Origin of the sequence: Rhizobium mayense, assembly GCF_030272705.1 — a bacterium.
Classification (GTDB): domain Bacteria; phylum Pseudomonadota; class Alphaproteobacteria; order Rhizobiales; family Rhizobiaceae; genus Rhizobium; species Rhizobium mayense.
This window is the reverse complement of sequence record NZ_JARFYM010000009.1, coordinates 123134-141132: the sequence shown is the minus strand read 5'-3', so window position 1 is coordinate 141132 and position 17999 is coordinate 123134. Positions and strand designations below refer to the sequence as shown.

Genomic DNA, 17999 nt, shown 5'->3' with positions numbered 1-17999 from the left:
GGCTGTCATCTCAGCCTTGTGACAGCAGTCGGTGCACAACCGGCCCGCGCATGCTCTTGACGAAGCCATGGCTGCCGTCAGTTCGCGGGCGCCAGCCGGTCGACGACGCCGAGGTCGTCGCTTTCGCGGACTTGCTTCAGATGTTCTTCCGCCTGGGTCGCCTCGCGCTGACGGTTCCACATCGAGGCATAAAGGCCGTCCTGCGCCAGCAGGGCGGCATGGGTGCCGCGCTCGGCGATCTCGCCGCTTTTCAACACGATGATCTCGTCTGCCCCGATGACGGTGGAGAGCCGGTGCGCGATGACCAGCGTCGTGCGGTTCTTGGAAACGATGTCCAGCGCCGCCTGAATTTCCCGCTCGGTGGTCGTGTCCAGCGCCGAGGTCGCCTCGTCGAGGATGAGCACCGGCGGAGCCTTGAGGACCGTGCGGGCAATGGCGACACGCTGCTTTTCGCCGCCGGAGAGCTTCAGGCCGCGCTCGCCGACCTTTGTGTCGAAGCCTTCCGGCAGATGGCGGATGAAATCGCCGATCTGGGCGATCTCTGCTGCGGTCGTCACCTCGGCCTCGCTAGCTCCCGGCCGGCCGTAGCGGATGTTGTAGGCTATGGTGTCGTTGAAGAGGACCGTATCCTGCGGCACCATGCCGATTACTTTGCGCAGGCTCTTTTGCGTCACCTTGCGCAGATCCTGGCCGTCGATGGTGATCGTGCCGCTCTGCACGTCGTAGAAGCGGTAGAGAAGCCGCGAGAGGGTCGATTTGCCAGCACCAGAGGGGCCGACGACGGCGACCGTCTTGCCGGCCGGCACTTCGAAGGAGATACCCTTCAGGATCGGCCGGGCGCTATCATAGGCGAAATGCACATCCTTGAAGGATATGGCCCCGTGATCGATGGCCAGTTCCTTGGCGTCGGAAGCATCCGTCACCTCCGGCTTTACTTCCAGCAGATCGAACATCTCCTCGATATCGGTCAGGCCCTGGCGGATTTCTCGATAGACGAAGCCAATGAAGTTCAGTGGCACCGACAGCTGCAGCAGCATGGCATTGATGAAGACGAAGTCGCCAACCGTCTGATGGCCGTTCAGGACAGACCAGCCGGAAATGACCAGCATGACCGTGGTACCTAGGCCAAAAATCAGGCCCTGGCCGAAGTTCAGCCAGCCGAGCGAAGTCCAGACATCGGTGGCAGCCTTCTCATAGCGCGACATCGACTGATCGAAGCGCCTGGCCTCCATCTCCTCGTTGCCGAAATATTTGACCGTCTCGAAGTTCAGGAGCGAATCGATCGCCTTGGTATTGGCATCGGTGTCGCTCTCGTTCATCGATCGGCGGATGGAGATGCGCCAATCGCTCGCCCGGACGGTGAACCAGATATAGAGCCAGACCGTAACGCCAGTTACCGCAAGATAGGAAAAGCCGTAGCCGCGCCAGAAGATGATCGCGGTCAGCAGGAACTCGATAAAGGTCGGGAGCGTGTTGAGGATGGTGAAGCGGACGATCGTCTCGATGCCCTTGGTGCCGCGTTCGATGATGCGCGACAAGCCGCCGGTCTTGCGCTCGAGATGGAAACGCAACGACAGTTCGTGCATGTGCACGAACGTCCGGTAAGCGAGCTGGCGCACGGCATATTGACCGACGCTGGCAAAGAGCGAGTCGCGCAGCTGGTTGAGGCCGAGTTGGATGAGGCGCGTGACGTTGGTGGCGACGATCAGCGCGATGGCGCCGACCATGAAGGCCGGCAGGATGCCTTGCATGTCCAGCTTGCCGTTCAGGGCGTCGACGGACCATTTGAAGAAATAGGGGACCAGCAGCAGGAAGAATTTCGAGACCAACAAGTAGACCGTTGCCCAGACGACCCGCATCTTCAGGTCCATGCGGCCCGCCGGCCACATATAGGGCCACAGATTGACGATCGTGTTCAACGGATTGCTGGAATCCGCCGATATGGTCTTCTTGCGATCTGCCATGTCCGTCTCCGGCAAGTATCTGAGGCAGCCGGGCGATGGCGCGTGTTTGCACAGCCTGGCTGGAAAGGCCCTGTTGGGTAATGAACAGGGCAATGAGGGTCGGCGGCACGCTTATACCATTTTTATGTCAGGTAAAAGCAGCGGCCAGGCTTTGATAGCGCCTGGCCGCACTGCATCGGTCCTATTGTGAAAGCTTGCGGCCTAGAGATGCTGACCTGAAAGCCGTTTGCGATGCAGCTCTTCCGCATTGGGCAGTGCATCTTTCGGCAGGCCGAAGACCTGACCCGGCAGAATGCGGTCCGGATTGTTGATCTTGTCCTCATTGGCGAGATAGATCGTCGTATAGCGCACGCCGGCGCCGTAAGTGCGTCGGGAGATCTGCCAGAGCGTATCGCCGCGGCGGATGATGACCGCACTGGTGTTCTGCGAAAGCGGCGCCTGCTGCAGGATCTTGGGGCCGCCGCTGCTGGAGGATGCTTCGACACTCGCCGGCGCCGGAGTCGCGTTGTCTGGCTTGGTGACGTTGGCGATCATATCTCCGAGATTGGGCAGCGCATCGCCGACCGACTTCGCATCCGTCGGCATGGCCTGCAGCGCCGCAAGCGCCTTAGCGGCCGCACTGGAGGCATCGGCGGCCGCCTGTTTCAGTGCCGCGCTGGCATCGATTGCCGGACGGAATTCCGAAAGTGATTTCAAGGCAATTTCCGTTCCCGAGCGGGCCGCGGCGAGTTGTTCCGCAGTCGGCTGTTTGCCGTTCGCAAACAGGTCCTTCAGCAGGGCGAAAGCCTTGGCGGCGTCCTCCCTTAGCTTGCCGAGCTCGCCTTCGTCGAGCGGCACCATGGTGGGGGCCGTGGCGTTGCCGCTGGCGTTGGAAGCTGCTGGTGGTTGCGCCGCAACCGTCACCTGATTGCCCTCGGGACGGGTGAAGTTGACGCTGGTGCGCAATGCGACCTTGCCGCTGCCGTCGAGGACGTCGACACGGATCTTGTGGTCGCCGACCGCCAGCGGCATAACGCCGTCGACGACGAAATGACCATCGGCTCCCGCCGCGATCTCGCCGATCAGCTTGTCGTCGGCATAGGCTCGAACCTTGGCGTTCGGCTTTGTCGTACCGGCAACGAAGATATGGTCGTTTTCGATCTCGACTGCATTGACCATGACCTCAGGCACCTCACCACTGGTCGGCGCCGCGGGAGAGGCCGCCGCGTTGCCGGCCGGATTGGTGGAGGCAACGGCGGTGTTGTCCTGCGGCTTGGCGGCGCCGTCGTTGGCGATTGCGGGCGCATTGGCCGCCGACGCTTGTTCGTCCGAAGCGACACGCCCCTGCTTGGCGGACGGCGCCGTGATTATGCGGCTTGCCGTGCCAGGCTTGGTAACCATCGCGAGAAGCTGGCTCTTGTCGTCTTTCGGAACCGAAACGGTGGCAACTTCCTCGGAGGTGACAGCCTTGTCGTCCTTTCCGGTCGCACGCAGCACCAATTGATGATCGCCGGGCGGCAGCGGATTGTCGAGCACAACGGCAAAATCGCCGCTCGGCCCGACTTGGGTCGTCGTCAGCACCTTGTCGCCGTCGACGATCTCCAGCTTGGCATTTGGCTCGGCTGTACCGGCGATGACGGTGGAGCCATCGGGCTCGACGCGCAGCACATCGAAGGAAGGCGTCGCCGGTCCCGCTACTTGCGTCTGCGGCGCAGTCTGGCCGGCAAGTGCCGTCCGCGCCTTGTCGATGGCGGCGGCGGCATCGGCGATGTTCTCCGGAAGCGACTGAATGATGGCGAGTGCCTTGCCGGCTCCATCATGCGCCTTATTGACCAAGGCGGTCGTCGTGGCATCCGTGCCTTGAGGCGCGACAAAGTTGACGATCGCCTGCAGCGCTGTGATCGCCTTCGTCTTGGCTGCGGTGAAGACATCTTCGGTCGGCCCCTTGCCATCGCTGAAGAGCGCCTGGAGATCGGCAAGGGAGGCAACCGCCGTGCTGCTGAGATCCGTAAGCTTCTTGGTGACATCAGCCGCGTTGGTAGCGGTCGAAACGGCACCCTGTGTTGCCTCGCCGGCCTTTTGCGCGGCGCTGCCTGCCTTCTGCCCATTCTCCGTAATCGTGTTCTTCACCGCGTTGCCGGCCTGATTGATGGCGTCGCCGATTGACTTCTTGTCGCCATTGATGCGCGGCATCACAAAGAAGACCATCAGGACGGTCGCAATTACCAGCACTAACAGAGCCAGCAATCCGGCACGGTTCTTCATCATCATTTATCTCCAAGCGGCGGAGTCGTCTCCGCTCTTGAAATTGCTAACGATTTCGCCTGCTTTTACAAGCTTTCTCAGCCATTTCTGCATGCTCTGGCGCAAGTTTTCCTTTGAAAATTCTTGACTGAGCACTTGCAGCATAGTTGTTTGCATTCATGACTGACGATTCTGTGCCAATTCGATCCATCTGCGTCTATTGCGGCTCCAGGCCGGGGCGCGATCCTTCCCACATGGCTGCAGGCCGCGAGCTTGGAAAGAACATCGCCGAGAGCGGGTTACGCCTTGTCTACGGTGGCGGAACGAAGGGCATCATGGGCGCAGTGGCGAGCGGCGTTTTGTCACATGGCGGTCAGGTCACCGGCATCATTCCGGAGTTCCTCGTCGATATGGAAGCGACGCGCCATTCGCTCGGCCAATTGGACGAACTCATCATAACTCCTGACATGCATACGCGCAAACACACCATGTTTGAGCGCGCCGACGCCTTCGTGGCGCTGCCGGGCGGCATCGGTACGCTGGAGGAGATCGTCGAGATCATGACCTGGGGCCAACTCGGCCGCCATGAAAAGCCGATGGTTTTCGCCAATATCAACGGTTTCTGGAATCCGATGATGGAGCTGATCCGCCACATGACGGAAGAGGGCTTTGTCCACACCGCCCATCGTGTGCAGCCGATGGTCGTCGACCAGATCGCCGACATCATCCCGGCAATCCGCAAGCATGCGGCCGAAACGGTGGGCTCGCGAGGCGGCGAAGAGGCCGTTATCGCAAAGCTCTGATTAGGGATTTGCTAACCATGTTCGGTGGTTAGCGCCCGCGGCTCTGACGCAGCATCGACCAGCTATAAAGTGCCAGCCCCGCCCAGATGAGCGAGAAGGCGATCATCTGCGTCGTGCCGAAAGGCTCCTTGAACAGGAAGACTGCGATAAGGAAGACCATGGTCGGCACGATATATTGCATGATGCCGATGGTGGAGAGCCTCAGGAGCTTCGCTCCATTGGCGAAGATCATCAGGGGCAGAGCGGTTACCAATCCGCAACCGAGCAGAAGCGCCATATCGGAGAGGCCCGTGCGATAGAGATGGCCTTCGCCGCGCGCCTCCAGATAGAGAATGTAGAGCAGGGCGGGGATGCAGAGCAGCAGCACCTCGATGAAGAAGCCCTGATTCGGCCCGACCGGCAGCGTCTTGCGGAAAAAGGCGTAGAAGCCCCAGGAGAAGGTCAGCGATAGCGCCACCCAAGGCAAGGTCCCGGCTTCGACGGTCAGGATGACGACCGCTGCAGCCGCGAGAGCGATCGCAACGATCTGCGTCGGCGCCAGCCTCTCCTTCAGCAGCAACGCGCCGAGCGCGATGCTGAAAAGCGGATTGATGAAATAGCCGAGCGCCGCATCCAGCGAATGTCCGGCGCCGATGGCCCACACATAGGTGCCCCAATTGATGGTAATCAGCATCGCCGTCACCGAAGCCATGGCGACTGTACGCGGGTGGCTGAGCGCCGCCTTCACATCGCCCATACGGCCCAGCGCCAGAAGCACGGCGCCGGCAACGGGAACGGACCAGAAAATGCGGTGAGCGATGACCTCCATGGCCGGAATATGCGCCATGGCCTTCATGTAAAGCGGCAGGACGCCCCAGAGCAGATAAGCCGTCAGCACGAAACCGAACCCGCGCGGACTGTCCTCGTTCTTGATATCTACTGCAATCGTATCGGTGGCCATGGATGTTTCCCGCCGTGCTATTTTTCTTTTACGACGGCATTACTCCAACACGTATCGCGAGGCCAATTCATTTCCTTGACGGCATCGTCAAGGTTTTTGATAGGCGGCGGATTACTCCGCCGCGATCTTGCCTGCCATATGCCGGTTCTTCATGAGCTTGTAGATGACGGAATCCATCAGCGCCTGAAAGGAAGCGTCGATGATGTTTTCCGAAACGCCGACTGTCCACCAGCGCACGCCGCTGCTGTCGGTGGATTCGATCAGAACGCGGGTTATGGCCTCCGTGCCGCCGTTGAGGATACGCACCTTGAAGTCCGCCAGTTCCAGATCGTCGATCTCATGCTGGTACTTGCCGAAATCCTTGCGCAGCGCCAGGTCGAGTGCATTGACCGGGCCATCGCCTTCGGCAACCGACATGATGGTTTGGCCGTCGATGATGATTTTGACCACCGCTTCCGAGACGATCTTTACGCGGCCATGGGAATCGAAGCGGCGCTCGACCATGACGCGGAAGCCGTCGATCGCGAAGAATTCCGGAATGGTGCCGAGGGTGCGGCGCGCCAGAAGCTCGAAGCTGGCATCGGCGCCTTCGTAAGCATAGCCCGACGCTTCGCGCTCCTTGACGATCTGGATCAGCCGGTCAAGCTTCGGATCGTCCTTGCCGACCTCGATGCCGCGCCGCTTCAGCGCATTGATGAAGTTCGACTTGCCGCCTTGGTCAGATACCATGACCTTGCGGAAATTGCCGACGCTCTCGGGCGGCACATGTTCATAGGTCCGCGGGTCCTTCAGCAGAGCCGAGGCGTGGATGCCGGCCTTGGTCGCAAAGGCCGAGGCGCCGACATAGGGCGCCTGATGGTCCGGCGAGCGGTTCAGCAACTCGTCGAAGGCATGCGACAGCCTGGTCAGGCCCAAGAGCCGTTCGCCGTCGATCGCGGTTTCGAAGCGCTCGCTATAGGCCCTTTTCAAGGCAAGTGTCGGAATGAGCGTGATCAGGTTGGCGTTGCCGCAGCGTTCGCCGATGCCGTTGAGCGTGCCCTGGATCTGCCGCACGCCGGCTTCGACAGCGGCGAGCGAATTGGCGACCGCCTGGCCGGTGTCGTTATGTGCATGGATGCCAAGACATTCGCCGGGAACGCCCTCGGCGATCACGGCTTCGATGATGGCGCGCACTTCCGGCGGCTGCGTGCCACCGTTGGTGTCGCAGAGCACGACCCAGCGCGCGCCGGCCTGGTAGGCCGTCTTGGCGCAGGCGAGCGCGTAGGTCGGATTGGCCTTGTAGCCGTCGAAGAAATGCTCGCAGTCAACAAGCGCTTCCTTGCCGGCGCCGACAGCCGCCTTGACGCTTTCGGCGATGCTTTCGAGGTTTTCCTCGTTGGTGCAGCCGAGAGCGACTTTGACGTGATAGTCCCAGCTCTTGGCTACGAAACAGATGGCGTCGGCCTTTGCCTGGATTAGGCTTGCAAGACCAGGGTCGTTGGAGGCGGAAACGCCGGCGCGCTTGGTCATGCCGAAGGCGACGAAGGAAGCCGATTGCGTCCGTTTTTCATTGAAGAAAGCGGTATCGGTCGGATTGGCGCCAGGATAGCCGCCTTCGACATAGTCCAGGCCGAATTCGTCCAGCATGGTGGCGATGGAAATCTTGTCCTCGACCGAAAAGTCGATGCCGGGCGTCTGCTGCCCGTCGCGCAAGGTCGTATCGAAGAGATAGATTTTTTCGCGTGTCATTCTGTTTCCTCCGGCGAACCGGTTTCGTCCTATTCAGTCGCTTCTCTCCCCGCCGTGCCAAAGAGGCGGGGAGAGCGGCTTGTTGGGTTCAAACTTTCCCGGCAAACTTGTCTGTTGCCCGGATGAGCTGGTCGAGAATACCAGGTTCGGAAAAGGCGTGGCCGGCGCCTTCGATCAGGTGGAACTCGGCTTTCGGCCATGCCTTGTGCAGAGCCCAGGCATATTTTGCCGGGCAGGGCATATCGTAGCGGCCGTGAACGATGACGCCGGGAATATCCCGCAATCGGAAAGCGTAGCGAAGAAGCTGGCCTTCTTCGAGCCAGCCGCCATTGACGAAGAAATGGTTCTCGATACGCGCGAAGGCATGTGCATATTCGGCTTCTTCGAATTTTCCGCTGGTCGCAGGGTCCGGCAACAGGGTTATGGTTTCGCCTTCCCAGATCGCCCAGGCCTTGGCGGCCTCGATGCGCACTGCCTTGTCTTCGTGGGTCAGCCGGTGGTGATAGGCGAGCATCATCTCGTGACGCTCTTCCGGAGGGATCGGCGCGATGAAGCGCTCCCATTTGTCCGGAAACATCTCCGAGACACCGAACTGATAATACCAGTCGAGTTCTGCCTTGGTCAGGGTGTAGATGCCGCGCACAATCAGTTCGGAGACCCGCTCGGGATGCTTTTCCGCATAGGCAAGCGCCAGCGTCGAGCCCCAGGAGCCGCCGAAGATCTGCCACTTTTCTGCGCCGGCCATCTCGCGCAGCCGCTCGATATCGGAAACGAGGTGCCACGTCGTATTGGCGTTGAGATCGGCATGCGGAGTCGACTTGCCGCAGCCGCGCTGGTCAAACAGCGTAACATCGTAAAGTGCCGGATCGAATAGACGGCGATGGATTGGAGAGATGCCGCCGCCAGGCCCGCCATGCAGGAAAACAGCGGGCTTCGCACCGGGCGTACCAACGCGTTCCCAATAGATGACGTGGCCATCGCCGACATCGAGATGGCCGGAGGCATAGGGTTCGATCTCCGGGTAAAGCGTACGCAATATTTCCGTCATATTTTCAATCCTTCGGAGGGCCAAATGTCCGTATCGTGATCGGGGTGCTGGAAGGAGATGATCTGCTCCTGTCGTGCGTAAAAATCCGGGTCCTGGTGGACCGGTTGCTCAAATATGGTTTCAACCCATGGCAGGCGCGAGGCGTAGTTCACCTGGATCCGCGGCGCCAGATCGTCACGTTCGTCGAAGGCGCCAATGGCGATTTCCAGCCCGCCGGGGTGGCGATAGGTCAGCGGCGTGCCGCAATTCTTGCAGAAGCCACGGTCGATATTGACGGAAGACTGGAAATAGGTGGGCTCGCCTCGCGTCCACTCCAGCCCGTCACGCGGCGCCGTAACCAGGGCGGAGAAGAAGTTGCCGAACTGCTTCTGGCACATGCGGCAATGGCAGATCGAGGGGCGGCCGAGCTCACCGCGAATGCGAAACCGCACCGCGCCGCATTGGCATCCTCCGCTTCGGATCGCTTCAGTCATGGCTCTTCTCCTGTGGCCAGGTTTGGGTATCGTGATCGGGATGTTGGTATGAGACGATGTTCAGCACGAACGGCGCCTGCTCGGCATCCTCTTCCGTCCGGTGCCCCGGCAGCAGATGCAGCCGATCGACGAAGTCGATCTTGCCTTCCACGCCGTATTGCACGACGGGCGGCAGCTTAGCGGGATCGTCAAAGGCGCCAGCCGCGACCGCAATACCATCGGGCGCCTCATAGGTCAGCGGCGTGCCGCAATCCGCGCAGAAGCCACGCTTCACATAGTTGGACGATTGAAACGTCTTCCGCTCGCCACGTGTCCATGTGAGTTCGGCGCCACGCGTCGAGACCAACGGCGCATAATATGCGCCGAAGGCCTTCTGACACATGCGGCAATGACAGATCGACGCGTCCTTGAGTTCGCCGCGGACACGGAAACGGATTGCGCCGCACTGACAGCCGCCGGTGAAGATCGAGACGGTCATGCCTTATCCTTTCCCAAGATCATGAGGATATGCATGCAAACCCAAACGGAGATCGAATCTGCGGAAACCAAGCTTAGTGATTTTGCGAAGACAAGCGGCAGACTCCCCCCCATCTCCCCCCTTGTGGGGGAGATGTCACGAAAGTGACAGAGGGGGGTATTCATGCTCACCGTTTGACCTCCCAAGTCGTCGTCCGTTCACCCGTCGCCGCGTCCTTGCCGTCCTTCAATTGAATACCCTCAGCCAAAAGTACCTCGCGGATTTTGTCGGCTTCGACAAAGTTCTTCGCCTTCAGCAGTTCCAACCGTACTCGCACCCGCCTGTTGATTTCCATGACGACGGCGTCATCGATCTCCACCTTCTCTGGCAACAGGCCGAGAAGTGCCGCGCTGGCGGCAAAGGTAGGCAGGACGCCGGCGTCGGCATTGGCAGCCTGCGCCAAAGCGTGCAGCGCCTGGATCGCCGCGACGGTGTTGAGGTCGTCGGCCAAGGCCGCCATTACAGCGGCATCCGGTTCGGCATTCCCGACATCCGTCGCCGGCCATTTCGCCAGAAGCCGTTCGGCTTCTTCCAGCCGCTTCACGGAAAAGTCGATCGGCTCGCGGTAATGCGTCATCAGCATGGCAAGCCGCAACACCGCCCCCGGCCACGTGCGCCCGCCGAGTTTATCGGTATGCAGCAGCTCGTAGATGGTGACGAAATTGCCCTCGGACTTCGACATCTTGCGGCCTTCGATCTGCAGAAAGCCGTTATGCATCCAGACATTCGCCATCACGTCGGTACCGTGGGCGCAACGAGACTGAGCGATCTCATTTTCATGGTGCGGGAAGATCAGGTCCAAGCCGCCGCCATGAATGTCGAAGACATCACCGAGATACCGGCCGCTCATCGCCGAGCATTCGATATGCCAGCCCGGACGGCCGCGGCCCCAGGGGCTTTCCCAGCCGGGTTCGTTCTCGTCGGACAGCTTCCAGAGCACGAAGTCGCCCGCGCTTTTCTTATGCGCGTCGACGGCAACACGCGCGCCTGCCTGCTGCTCCTCGAGATTGCGTTTCGAAAGCTGGCCGTAGTCTGCCATGGATTTGGTGTCGAACAGCACTTCTCCGGCCGCCTGATAGGCATGGCCCTTGGCGATCAGCTTCTCGATGATCTCGATCATCTGCGCGATGTTTTCCGTGGCGCGCGGCTGCATCGTCGGCTCGAGGCAGCCGAGCGCAATCGCGTCTTCACGGTACTGCGTCTCGGTCTTCTCGGTGACCAGGCGGATCGCCTGGTTCAGCGGCAGACCGGGATGATCACGCAATGCGCGCGCGTTGATCTTGTCGTCTACGTCCGTGATGTTGCGCACATAGGTGACGTGAGTTTCGCCATAGACCTGCCGCAGCAGCCGGAACAGCACATCGAAGACGATCGCGGGCCGGGCATTGCCGATATGGGCGAAATCATAAACCGTCGGGCCGCAGACATACAGACGGACGTTCTCGCGGTCGATCGGCTGAAAGTCGACCTTTTCGCGCGTCAGCGTGTTGTAAAACTTCAGTTGCGGCTCGGTGCCCATTTCATTCTCCCAAGGCATAGATCCAAAAAATACCGTCACCGGCGGGCCGGGACGTTTGTCATCTTGGATTTTGGGAGACGAAAACGGCCAGGCCAGCGAAGCGCTAGCGAATAATCTTCCGGCAGATAATGCAGATAACCGTTTTCATGGCCGGCTTTATCGCGCGACTGGGGTGATTGGTCAAGAGCCGGCATAGGGCCGCGATGACCGATTATTCCGGCATCCGATAGTCGACGAGCTGGTTCTCACGCACGACGAAGAGCTTGCCGGTTTCGGCGACATCAGGACCGGCGAGCGGCAGGATGGCCTGGGCGACGTCGCGGGGATGCGGCAGAGTCTCCGGATCTTCGCCGGGCATCGCCTGCGCGCGCATCGCGGTGCGGGTGGCGCCGGGGTCGACGCTGGTGATCCGGAGCGCTGTGCTCTGCGTTTCGCCGGCCCAGGTGCGGGCGAGCGCCTCGACAGCTGCTTTGGACGCCGAATAGGGACCCCAGAAAGGCCGGCAGCGATGGGCGGCGGCCGACGACAGGATGATGGCGCGACCCGCGTCCGCGCGCATCAGCAGCGGCTCGACGGAGCGGATCAGCCGCCAGGTCGCGGTGACGTTGATGGTCATCACCTTTTCGAACACCTTCGCCTCGACATGGCCGATCGGCGAGATGACACCGAGTACACCGGCATTGGCGACGAGGATATCGAGCTTGCCCCAGCGCTCGAAGATCGAGCCGCCGAGCGCATCAATGGCGTTCATATCGGCAAGATCGAAGGGGACGAGCGTCGCGGAACCGCCGACAGCCTTGATGGCGTCGTCGAGTTCTTCAAGGCCGCCAACCGTGCGGGCGCAAGCAATCACATGCGCGCCTGCCTTGGCCAGTTCCAATGCCGTGAAGTAACCAATACCGCGCGATGCGCCGGTAACGAGGGCGATTTTGTCCTTGAGATCTATGCTCATGCTGCCTTGATCCGAATGCGCTAGGGAAAGAGAAGGGCGAAGCGCCCCATGTCAGCCATTGCTGGCGAGCACGGAAAGCTTGCGCACATTGCTGGTGCTTTCCCGGTCGAGCAAGCGGGTCGGATAATCACCGGTGAAATAATGGTCGGTGAACTGCGGTTGCGCGTTGTCGCGCGGGCTTCCGCCGACAGCGCGGTAGAGGCCGTCGATCGACAGGAACTCCAGCGAATCGGCACCGATGAAATCGCACATCGCCTTCAGGCTGGTGTACTGGTTGGCGAGCAACTTGTCGGCATCCGGTGTGTCGATGCCATAGAAATCCGGATGGTAGATCATCGGGCTGGCGACGCGGATATGCACTTCGCGGGCGCCGGCATCGCGGATCATCTGTACGATCTTGACCGAGGTCGTACCGCGCACGATGGAATCGTCCACCAGAACGACGCGCTTGCCCTCGATGATAGCGCGGTTGGCAGAGTGCTTGAGCTTGACGCCGAAGGCGCGGATCTGCTGCGTCGGCTCGATGAACGTGCGGCCGACATAGTGGTTGCGGATGATGCCGAGCTCGAAGGGAATTCCACTTGCCTGAGCATAGCCGATCGCGGCGGGCGTGCCGCCATCTGGGACGGGTACCACGACATCCGCCTCGATGGGCGCTTCCTTGGCAAGATTGATACCCATGTTCTTGCGGGCGACGTAAACGTTGCGGCCGCCGACTACGGAATCAGGACGGGCGAAATAGACATATTCGAACAGGCAGAGACGCTCGGGCTGAGAGACTTCCGGCTTGCGGGCGTCGACAGTGATCGAGCCATCCGGCTGGATCTCGCAGATGACGACCTCGCCGTTTTCAACGTCGCGGATATATTTCGCGCCGATGATGTCGAGCGCGCAGGTTTCGGAGCAGAAGATCGGCTTGCCGTCGAGTTCGCCCATCACCAGCGGCCGGATGCCGATCGGATCGCGCGCTGCAATCAGCTTGGTGCGCGTCATGGCGAGCATCGAATAGCCGCCTTCCATCTGTCGGATCGCGTCGATGAAGCGGTCGGAGGAGGAGGGATGCTTGGAACGGGCGATGAGATGGAGAACGACTTCGGTGTCCGACGTCGACTGACAGATGGCGCCGTCGGCGATCAGCTGCCGGCGCATGGTCAGGCCGTTGGTGAAATTGCCGTTATGAGCGATCGCGATGCCGCCGACTTCCAATTCAGCAAACAGCGGCTGTACGTTACGCAGGATGGTCTCGCCCGTCGTCGAATAACGCACGTGGCCGATCGAACGATCGCCGGGCAGGCGGGCGAGTGTCGCGGGATCGGTGTAGTGATCGCCGACGAGACCCATCCGCCGCTCCGAATGAAAGCGCTGACCATCGAAGGAGACGATGCCGGCCGCTTCCTGGCCGCGATGCTGCAGGGCGTGCAGGCCGAGAGCCGCCAGCGTGGCCGCGTCCGGATGCCCGAGAATGCCAAAGACACCGCATTCTTCGTGCAGCGTGTCGCCGTCGATATCATCCTCGATGGAAAGGGAATGGTTCATGACTGCAGGCCTTTGCTCTCAACGTGGGCGGATCGGGGCGGCGTTGCGACTAAATGCAAAAATAGCTGAAAATCCGGCCGGAAAGAATATCGGGCCGGATTTTCGTATTTCGTGCCGCTCACATGGCGATTATCGCCCGGCGGGTCAAGCCTGTAAACGCACTGTTAATTGTTCGTCTTCGGCGCGGGCGCATCATCGGAAGGCGCCGTATCGTTCGTTGAGCCGTTGTCGCCATCCTGTGGCTGTGATTGCTGTTGCTGCTGGTTCGGCGCGATCTTGTTGAGGATCTCGGCTGGAAGCATCGCCTGGATGTTTTCCGGAAGCGCGGATTTGAGCTTTTCGACCAGCGAATCGAGGAAAGGCTTCGATTTGGCGTTGTTGACCCAATCCGGGCGTGCAGGCGGCGCGACCAGCCAGTTCCAGAAGGCCACGACGACGACCATCAGCAGCAGGCCGCGGGCAGCACCGAAGAGGAAGCCGAGCGTGCGATCGAGCGCGCCGATGCGGCTGTCGATGATGAAATCCGCAATTCTGATGGTGATGAACGAAATGACGATCAGCGCGATCAGGAAGATGACGGCGGCAGAGGCGACAGTCGCGATGCGGGTGTCCGCCGTGTAGTGCAGCGCGTAGGGTACGAGCAGAGAATAGAGATAATAGGCGGCAACGGCCGAGCCGCCCCAACTGACGATTGAGAGAATTTCGCGGGAAAAGCCGCGGACCATGGCCAGAACGGCAGAGAACAAAATGACGCCGATAACAATACCGTCAAAAATCGTAATGGGCATGTATAATCCACTCCAAGACTTGCCGCGCCGAGCGTGGCTGCCATCGGCCTCAATATGTGCCTCTCTCACCGTCAAGAACGGCTGAAGTAAGGCTCAGTCTTCGTCTTCGGCGCGCTTCAGCGCGCCCTTCGATCCAGCTATGCGCACCACCAGGTCCGGCAAGCTGTCGATCTCGCTCCAGCGTCCGCCATTGCCCTTTGGCAAGTCGGCGGAGGCGGTGGGGAGAAGCGCTGCAGAAAATCCCAGCTTCTCGGCTTCCTTGAGGCGCTGAGCAGTGTGCGCAACCGGCCGGACGGCGCCCGACAGGCTGACTTCGCCGAAATAAACACAATCAGCGGGAAGGGCAAGACCAGCCAGGGATGAAACCAGTGCAGAGGCGACTGCGAGGTCGGCAGCCGGCTCAGAAATGCGATAACCGCCGGCAATATTGAGATAAACGTCGTGCTGGCCGAGCCGAACACCACAGTGTGCCTCGAGAACCGCGAGAATCATCGACAGCCTCGCCGAATCCCAACCAACCACGGCGCGGCGCGGCGTACCAAGCGAGGTCGGCGCAACCAGCGCCTGCACTTCGACCAGCACCGGCCGTGTACCCTCCATGCCGGCAAAGACGGCCGCGCCAGGCGACTTGGAGTTGCGCTCACCAAGGAAGAGTTCAGACGGATTGGCCACGTCACGCAAGCCGCTGTCGGACATTTCGAACACGCCGATCTCGTCCGTTGGGCCGAAGCGATTCTTCACCGTGCGAAGGATGCGGTAATGATGGCCGCGATCGCCTTCGAAATAAAGGACGGCGTCGACCATATGTTCGACCACGCGCGGACCGGCGATCTGGCCGTCCTTGGTAACGTGGCCGACCAGCACCATGGCGGCACCCGTCTGCTTGGCGAAGCGAATCATCGCCTGGACGCCGGTGCGCACCTGCGTGACGGTGCCGGGCGCGGATTCGGCAAGCTCGCTCCACAGCGTCTGGATGGAATCGATAATGATGAGATCCGGTCGCTTGCCTTCGGAAAGCGTCGCCAGAATGTCTTCGACATTGGTTTCCGCCGCCAGCAGGACTTCCGTGTCGGCCGCTTTCAGCCGCTGGGCACGCAGGCGAACCTGCGCCACGGCTTCTTCGCCGGAGACATAAACGATCTTGTGCCCACGACGGGCCAGCGCGGCCGCTGCCTGCATCAGCAGCGTCGACTTGCCGATGCCGGGATCGCCGCCGACGAGAACGGCCGAGCCGCGGACGAAGCCGCCGCCGGTTGCTCGGTCGAGCTCGGATATGCCGGTATGGATGCGCGGCGCTTCCTCGATCTCCCCCGAAAGCGACGTCAGCGTTACGGGCTTTCCCTTCCTCGGCGTCTTCGCAGGGCCGCCGCCGATACCGCCCATCGGATCTTCCTCGACGATGGTGTTCCATGCGCCGCAACCGTCGCACTTGCCGGCCCAACGATTGTGGACTGTGCCGCAGTTCTGGCAGATGAATTGTGTACGGGCTTTGGCCATCGGATGCTGTTCTCAAAATTCAAATGCTTCGCTTTTCGCAGCGAATCGCGATCGGCTGTCAGATAATGTCTTTCCCGGCCCATCAAAACTAATGATTTCCGTATCAACGGCGAATGTGTCAGCCTTTATGCCGGGTTTTCGATCGGTGATGACGGATGTTCGACTACACGCTTGCGCATTGGATCACTTTTCTTTCGGCGGCCACCCTGCTCAATCTGTCGCCGGGGCCGGACATCGCCTTCATTCTCGGCCATACGTTCAGGAGCGGCAGGCGCTCCGGCTTCGCGGCACTGTTTGGCATTTGGAGCGGCGCCTGCCTTCATGTGCTGATGGCCGCTGCCGGGCTGTCGGCGATATTGGCGGCCTCGGCTATCGCGTTTTCTGCAGTGAAATGGGCTGGGGCAGCCTATCTCATCTGGCTTGGCATACAGGCGCTGCGCTCGAAGGGCGAGGGCGCCTGGATCAAGGAGGCGGGGAAGGTATTGCCTTGGAGCCGCATCTACCGGCAAGGCATTCTGGTTTCGCTGCTCAACCCGAAGGTAGCCGTCTTCTTTCTCGCCTTCCTTCCGCAGTTCGTCGTCGAAGGCGCAGGCCCGGTCTGGGCGCAGCTCCTGCTCCACGGCAGCCTCATCATCGTGGTCGCCGCCTTCATTGAACCGCCGCTCATTCTTCTCGGTGGTCGCCTTGCCGAGGCACTGCGGCGCAATCGAAGCACGGGCCTCTGGCTGGACCGGGGGCTTGGAACATTGTTCGTAGCGCTGGGTGTCCGCTTGGCGATCAGTGCGCGTTGAGCTGAGCTGACGCCCTTCTACTCGGCGGTCTCGTCCGAGATGTAGCGCCGCTCATGTCGCAGGCCCAGGCCAGTCAGCATCTCGTAGCTGATCGTGCCGGCGGCACGGGCAGCGTCGTCAATGAGAATATTTTTGCCGAAGAGCTCGATATAGTCGCCGGCACGGACCAGTTTCTCAGGCACGTCGGTCACGTCGAAGATGGTCAGGTCCATGGTGATACGGCCGGCAACGGGCACCTTGTGGCCTGCAATGAATCCCTCTCCGCCTGGCAGGCCGGTCTGGCGCAGCGGTACGCCGCCGCTTGACAGGCTGCGCATATACCCGTCGGCATAGCCGGCCGAGACGACGGCGAGCCGGCTGTCGCGAGCGAGCTGCAGCGCCCCGCCGTAGCTGACCGTCTCGCCGGCTTTGACCGAGCGGGTCTGGATGATGCGCGCCTCGGCTGTTGCGACCGGCCGCATCGGGTTCGCCGTTCCGTTCACCGCCTGGCCGCCATAGAGGGCGATGCCGGGACGGGTGAGGTCGAATTGATAGGCGGAGCCCAGGAAGATGCCGGCGGAATTGGCGAGGCTCGCCTCGATGCCTTCGAAGGCGGCGCTGACCGTGCGGAACGTCTCAAGCTGCTGCTTGTTCATCACATTGGCGGGATCGTCGGCGCAGGCGAGGTGGCTAATCACCAGGACAGGTGCAAAACTCGCCGGGCGTGAGACATCGTTGGCGAGCGCGATGGCGTCCTCCGCCCGCAGTCCCAGCCGATTGAAGCCCGTATCGACCTGCAGCGCGCAGGGATGGTCGCCATGGTCGGCGACCACCGACATCCAGAAGGTCAACTGTTCTTCGGAAGCGATGACGGGCACAAGGTCGTTTTCGAAAAACAGCCGCTCGGTCCCAGGCCAAATGCCGCAGAGGACGAATATGCGGGCATCCGGCGCGTAGAGCCGGAGCGTGGCGCCTTCGTCGGCCGTGGCGACAAAGAAATCGCGGGCGCCGGCGAGATAAAGCGCCTCGCCAACATCTTCGATCCCCAGGCCGTAGGCGTCGGCTTTCACTGCAGCCCCGGTCCGGGCTCTGCCGGAGCGGCGGGCCATGTCCTGCCAGTTCTGGACCAAAGCGCCTAGATCGACCGTCAACCGAAGCCCGGCAAAGGCGAAAGCGTCATTGTCTTCGAAACTATCTGTCATGGAGCCGCCTGAATAAAAAGGGCCGGAGCGGATGCTGCT

Annotated in this window: 15 protein-coding genes; 2 read left to right on the top strand and 13 right to left on the bottom strand. The window is 61.1% G+C overall.

Features of this window, described 5'->3' with window-relative positions:
- Nucleotides 1-77: 77 nt before the first annotated feature.
- Nucleotides 78-1964, bottom strand: coding sequence for an ABCB family ABC transporter ATP-binding protein/permease (locus PY649_RS13785; RefSeq protein WP_285869018.1), 1887 nt, complete (start codon nt 1962-1964; stop codon nt 78-80).
- 201 nt (nt 1965-2165) lie between these two features.
- Nucleotides 2166-4211 carry a LysM peptidoglycan-binding domain-containing protein gene (locus PY649_RS13780; RefSeq protein WP_285869017.1) on the bottom strand — a complete coding sequence of 682 codons (2046 nt, stop codon included), beginning with the start codon at nt 4209-4211 and terminating at the stop codon, nt 2166-2168.
- 155 nt (nt 4212-4366) lie between these two features.
- Between PY649_RS13780 and PY649_RS13775 the strand changes: the two genes are divergently transcribed.
- Nucleotides 4367-4990: an LOG family protein gene (locus tag PY649_RS13775; protein WP_285869016.1), complete on the top strand. Its 624-nt coding sequence runs from the start codon at nt 4367-4369 to the stop codon at nt 4988-4990.
- Between the two features lie 28 nt (nt 4991-5018).
- Here PY649_RS13775 and rarD read toward each other — a convergent pair whose 3' ends face one another.
- The 10 genes from rarD to radA all read right to left on the bottom strand — a co-directional run bounded on the left by rarD (nt 5019) and on the right by radA (nt 15988).
- On the bottom strand, nt 5019-5930 hold the full coding sequence (gene rarD / locus PY649_RS13770; protein WP_285869015.1) for an EamA family transporter RarD: 912 nt from the start codon (nt 5928-5930) through the stop codon (nt 5019-5021).
- A gap of 111 nt (nt 5931-6041) precedes the next feature.
- The gene (cimA, locus tag PY649_RS13765; protein ID WP_285869014.1) at nt 6042-7658 is read right to left on the bottom strand and encodes a citramalate synthase; all 1617 of its coding nucleotides are present in this window, start codon (nt 7656-7658) and stop codon (nt 6042-6044) included.
- An 88-nt stretch (nt 7659-7746) separates the two neighbouring features.
- Nucleotides 7747-8706 carry a prolyl aminopeptidase gene (pip, locus tag PY649_RS13760; RefSeq protein WP_285869013.1) on the bottom strand — a complete coding sequence of 320 codons (960 nt, stop codon included), beginning with the start codon at nt 8704-8706 and terminating at the stop codon, nt 7747-7749.
- Complete coding sequence (locus PY649_RS13755) at nt 8703-9179, bottom strand: GFA family protein (protein ID WP_285869012.1); 477 nt, start codon at nt 9177-9179, stop codon at nt 8703-8705. The genes pip and PY649_RS13755 overlap by 4 nt, the downstream gene beginning before the upstream one ends.
- A complete protein-coding gene (locus PY649_RS13750; protein ID WP_285869011.1) occupies nt 9172-9657 on the bottom strand; it encodes a GFA family protein in 486 nt (161 codons plus the stop codon). Before PY649_RS13750 ends, PY649_RS13755 begins: the two co-directional genes overlap by 8 nt.
- 166 nt (nt 9658-9823) lie before the next feature.
- Entirely contained in the window at nt 9824-11215 is a 1392-nt protein-coding gene (gene cysS / locus PY649_RS13745) for a cysteine--tRNA ligase (protein WP_285869010.1), read from the bottom strand.
- 211 nt (nt 11216-11426) lie between these two features.
- Nucleotides 11427-12167 (bottom strand): SDR family NAD(P)-dependent oxidoreductase, encoded by a 741-nt coding sequence (locus PY649_RS13740; RefSeq protein WP_285869009.1) that lies wholly within the window; start codon nt 12165-12167, stop codon nt 11427-11429.
- Nucleotides 12168-12218: 51 nt separating this feature from the next.
- Nucleotides 12219-13703: an amidophosphoribosyltransferase gene (gene purF / locus PY649_RS13735; protein ID WP_285869008.1), complete on the bottom strand. Its 1485-nt coding sequence runs from the start codon at nt 13701-13703 to the stop codon at nt 12219-12221.
- A gap of 164 nt (nt 13704-13867) precedes the next feature.
- A complete protein-coding gene (locus tag PY649_RS13730; RefSeq protein WP_285869007.1) occupies nt 13868-14491 on the bottom strand; it encodes a CvpA family protein in 624 nt (207 codons plus the stop codon).
- Nucleotides 14492-14584: 93 nt separating this feature from the next.
- Nucleotides 14585-15988: a DNA repair protein RadA gene (gene radA / locus PY649_RS13725; RefSeq protein ID WP_285869006.1), complete on the bottom strand. Its 1404-nt coding sequence runs from the start codon at nt 15986-15988 to the stop codon at nt 14585-14587.
- A 155-nt stretch (nt 15989-16143) separates the two neighbouring features.
- On the opposite strand from radA, the gene PY649_RS13720 reads away from it, so the two are divergent.
- Nucleotides 16144-16779: a LysE family translocator gene (locus tag PY649_RS13720; RefSeq protein ID WP_285869005.1), complete on the top strand. Its 636-nt coding sequence runs from the start codon at nt 16144-16146 to the stop codon at nt 16777-16779.
- A gap of 17 nt (nt 16780-16796) precedes the next feature.
- On the opposite strand, the gene alr is transcribed toward PY649_RS13720, so the two are convergent.
- A complete protein-coding gene (alr, locus tag PY649_RS13715; protein ID WP_285869004.1) occupies nt 16797-17960 on the bottom strand; it encodes an alanine racemase in 1164 nt (387 codons plus the stop codon).
- Nucleotides 17961-17999: the final 39 nt, after the last annotated feature.

Coding starts and splice junctions, on each gene's coding strand:
- PY649_RS13785 (WP_285869018.1), bottom strand. CDS start 1,964: ATGGCAGATCGCAAGAAGACCATATCGGCGGATTCCAGCAATCCGTTG.
- PY649_RS13780 (WP_285869017.1), bottom strand. CDS start 4,211: ATGATGAAGAACCGTGCCGGATTGCTGGCTCTGTTAGTGCTGGTAATT.
- PY649_RS13775 (WP_285869016.1), top strand. CDS start 4,367: ATGACTGACGATTCTGTGCCAATTCGATCCATCTGCGTCTATTGCGGC.
- rarD (WP_285869015.1), bottom strand. CDS start 5,930: ATGGCCACCGATACGATTGCAGTAGATATCAAGAACGAGGACAGTCCG.
- cimA (WP_285869014.1), bottom strand. CDS start 7,658: ATGACACGCGAAAAAATCTATCTCTTCGATACGACCTTGCGCGACGGG.
- pip (WP_285869013.1), bottom strand. CDS start 8,706: ATGACGGAAATATTGCGTACGCTTTACCCGGAGATCGAACCCTATGCC.
- PY649_RS13755 (WP_285869012.1), bottom strand. CDS start 9,179: ATGACTGAAGCGATCCGAAGCGGAGGATGCCAATGCGGCGCGGTGCGG.
- PY649_RS13750 (WP_285869011.1), bottom strand. CDS start 9,657: ATGACCGTCTCGATCTTCACCGGCGGCTGTCAGTGCGGCGCAATCCGT.
- cysS (WP_285869010.1), bottom strand. CDS start 11,215: ATGGGCACCGAGCCGCAACTGAAGTTTTACAACACGCTGACGCGCGAA.
- PY649_RS13740 (WP_285869009.1), bottom strand. CDS start 12,167: ATGAGCATAGATCTCAAGGACAAAATCGCCCTCGTTACCGGCGCATCG.
- purF (WP_285869008.1), bottom strand. CDS start 13,703: ATGAACCATTCCCTTTCCATCGAGGATGATATCGACGGCGACACGCTG.
- PY649_RS13730 (WP_285869007.1), bottom strand. CDS start 14,491: ATGCCCATTACGATTTTTGACGGTATTGTTATCGGCGTCATTTTGTTC.
- radA (WP_285869006.1), bottom strand. CDS start 15,988: ATGGCCAAAGCCCGTACACAATTCATCTGCCAGAACTGCGGCACAGTC.
- PY649_RS13720 (WP_285869005.1), top strand. CDS start 16,144: ATGTTCGACTACACGCTTGCGCATTGGATCACTTTTCTTTCGGCGGCC.
- alr (WP_285869004.1), bottom strand. CDS start 17,960: ATGACAGATAGTTTCGAAGACAATGACGCTTTCGCCTTTGCCGGGCTT.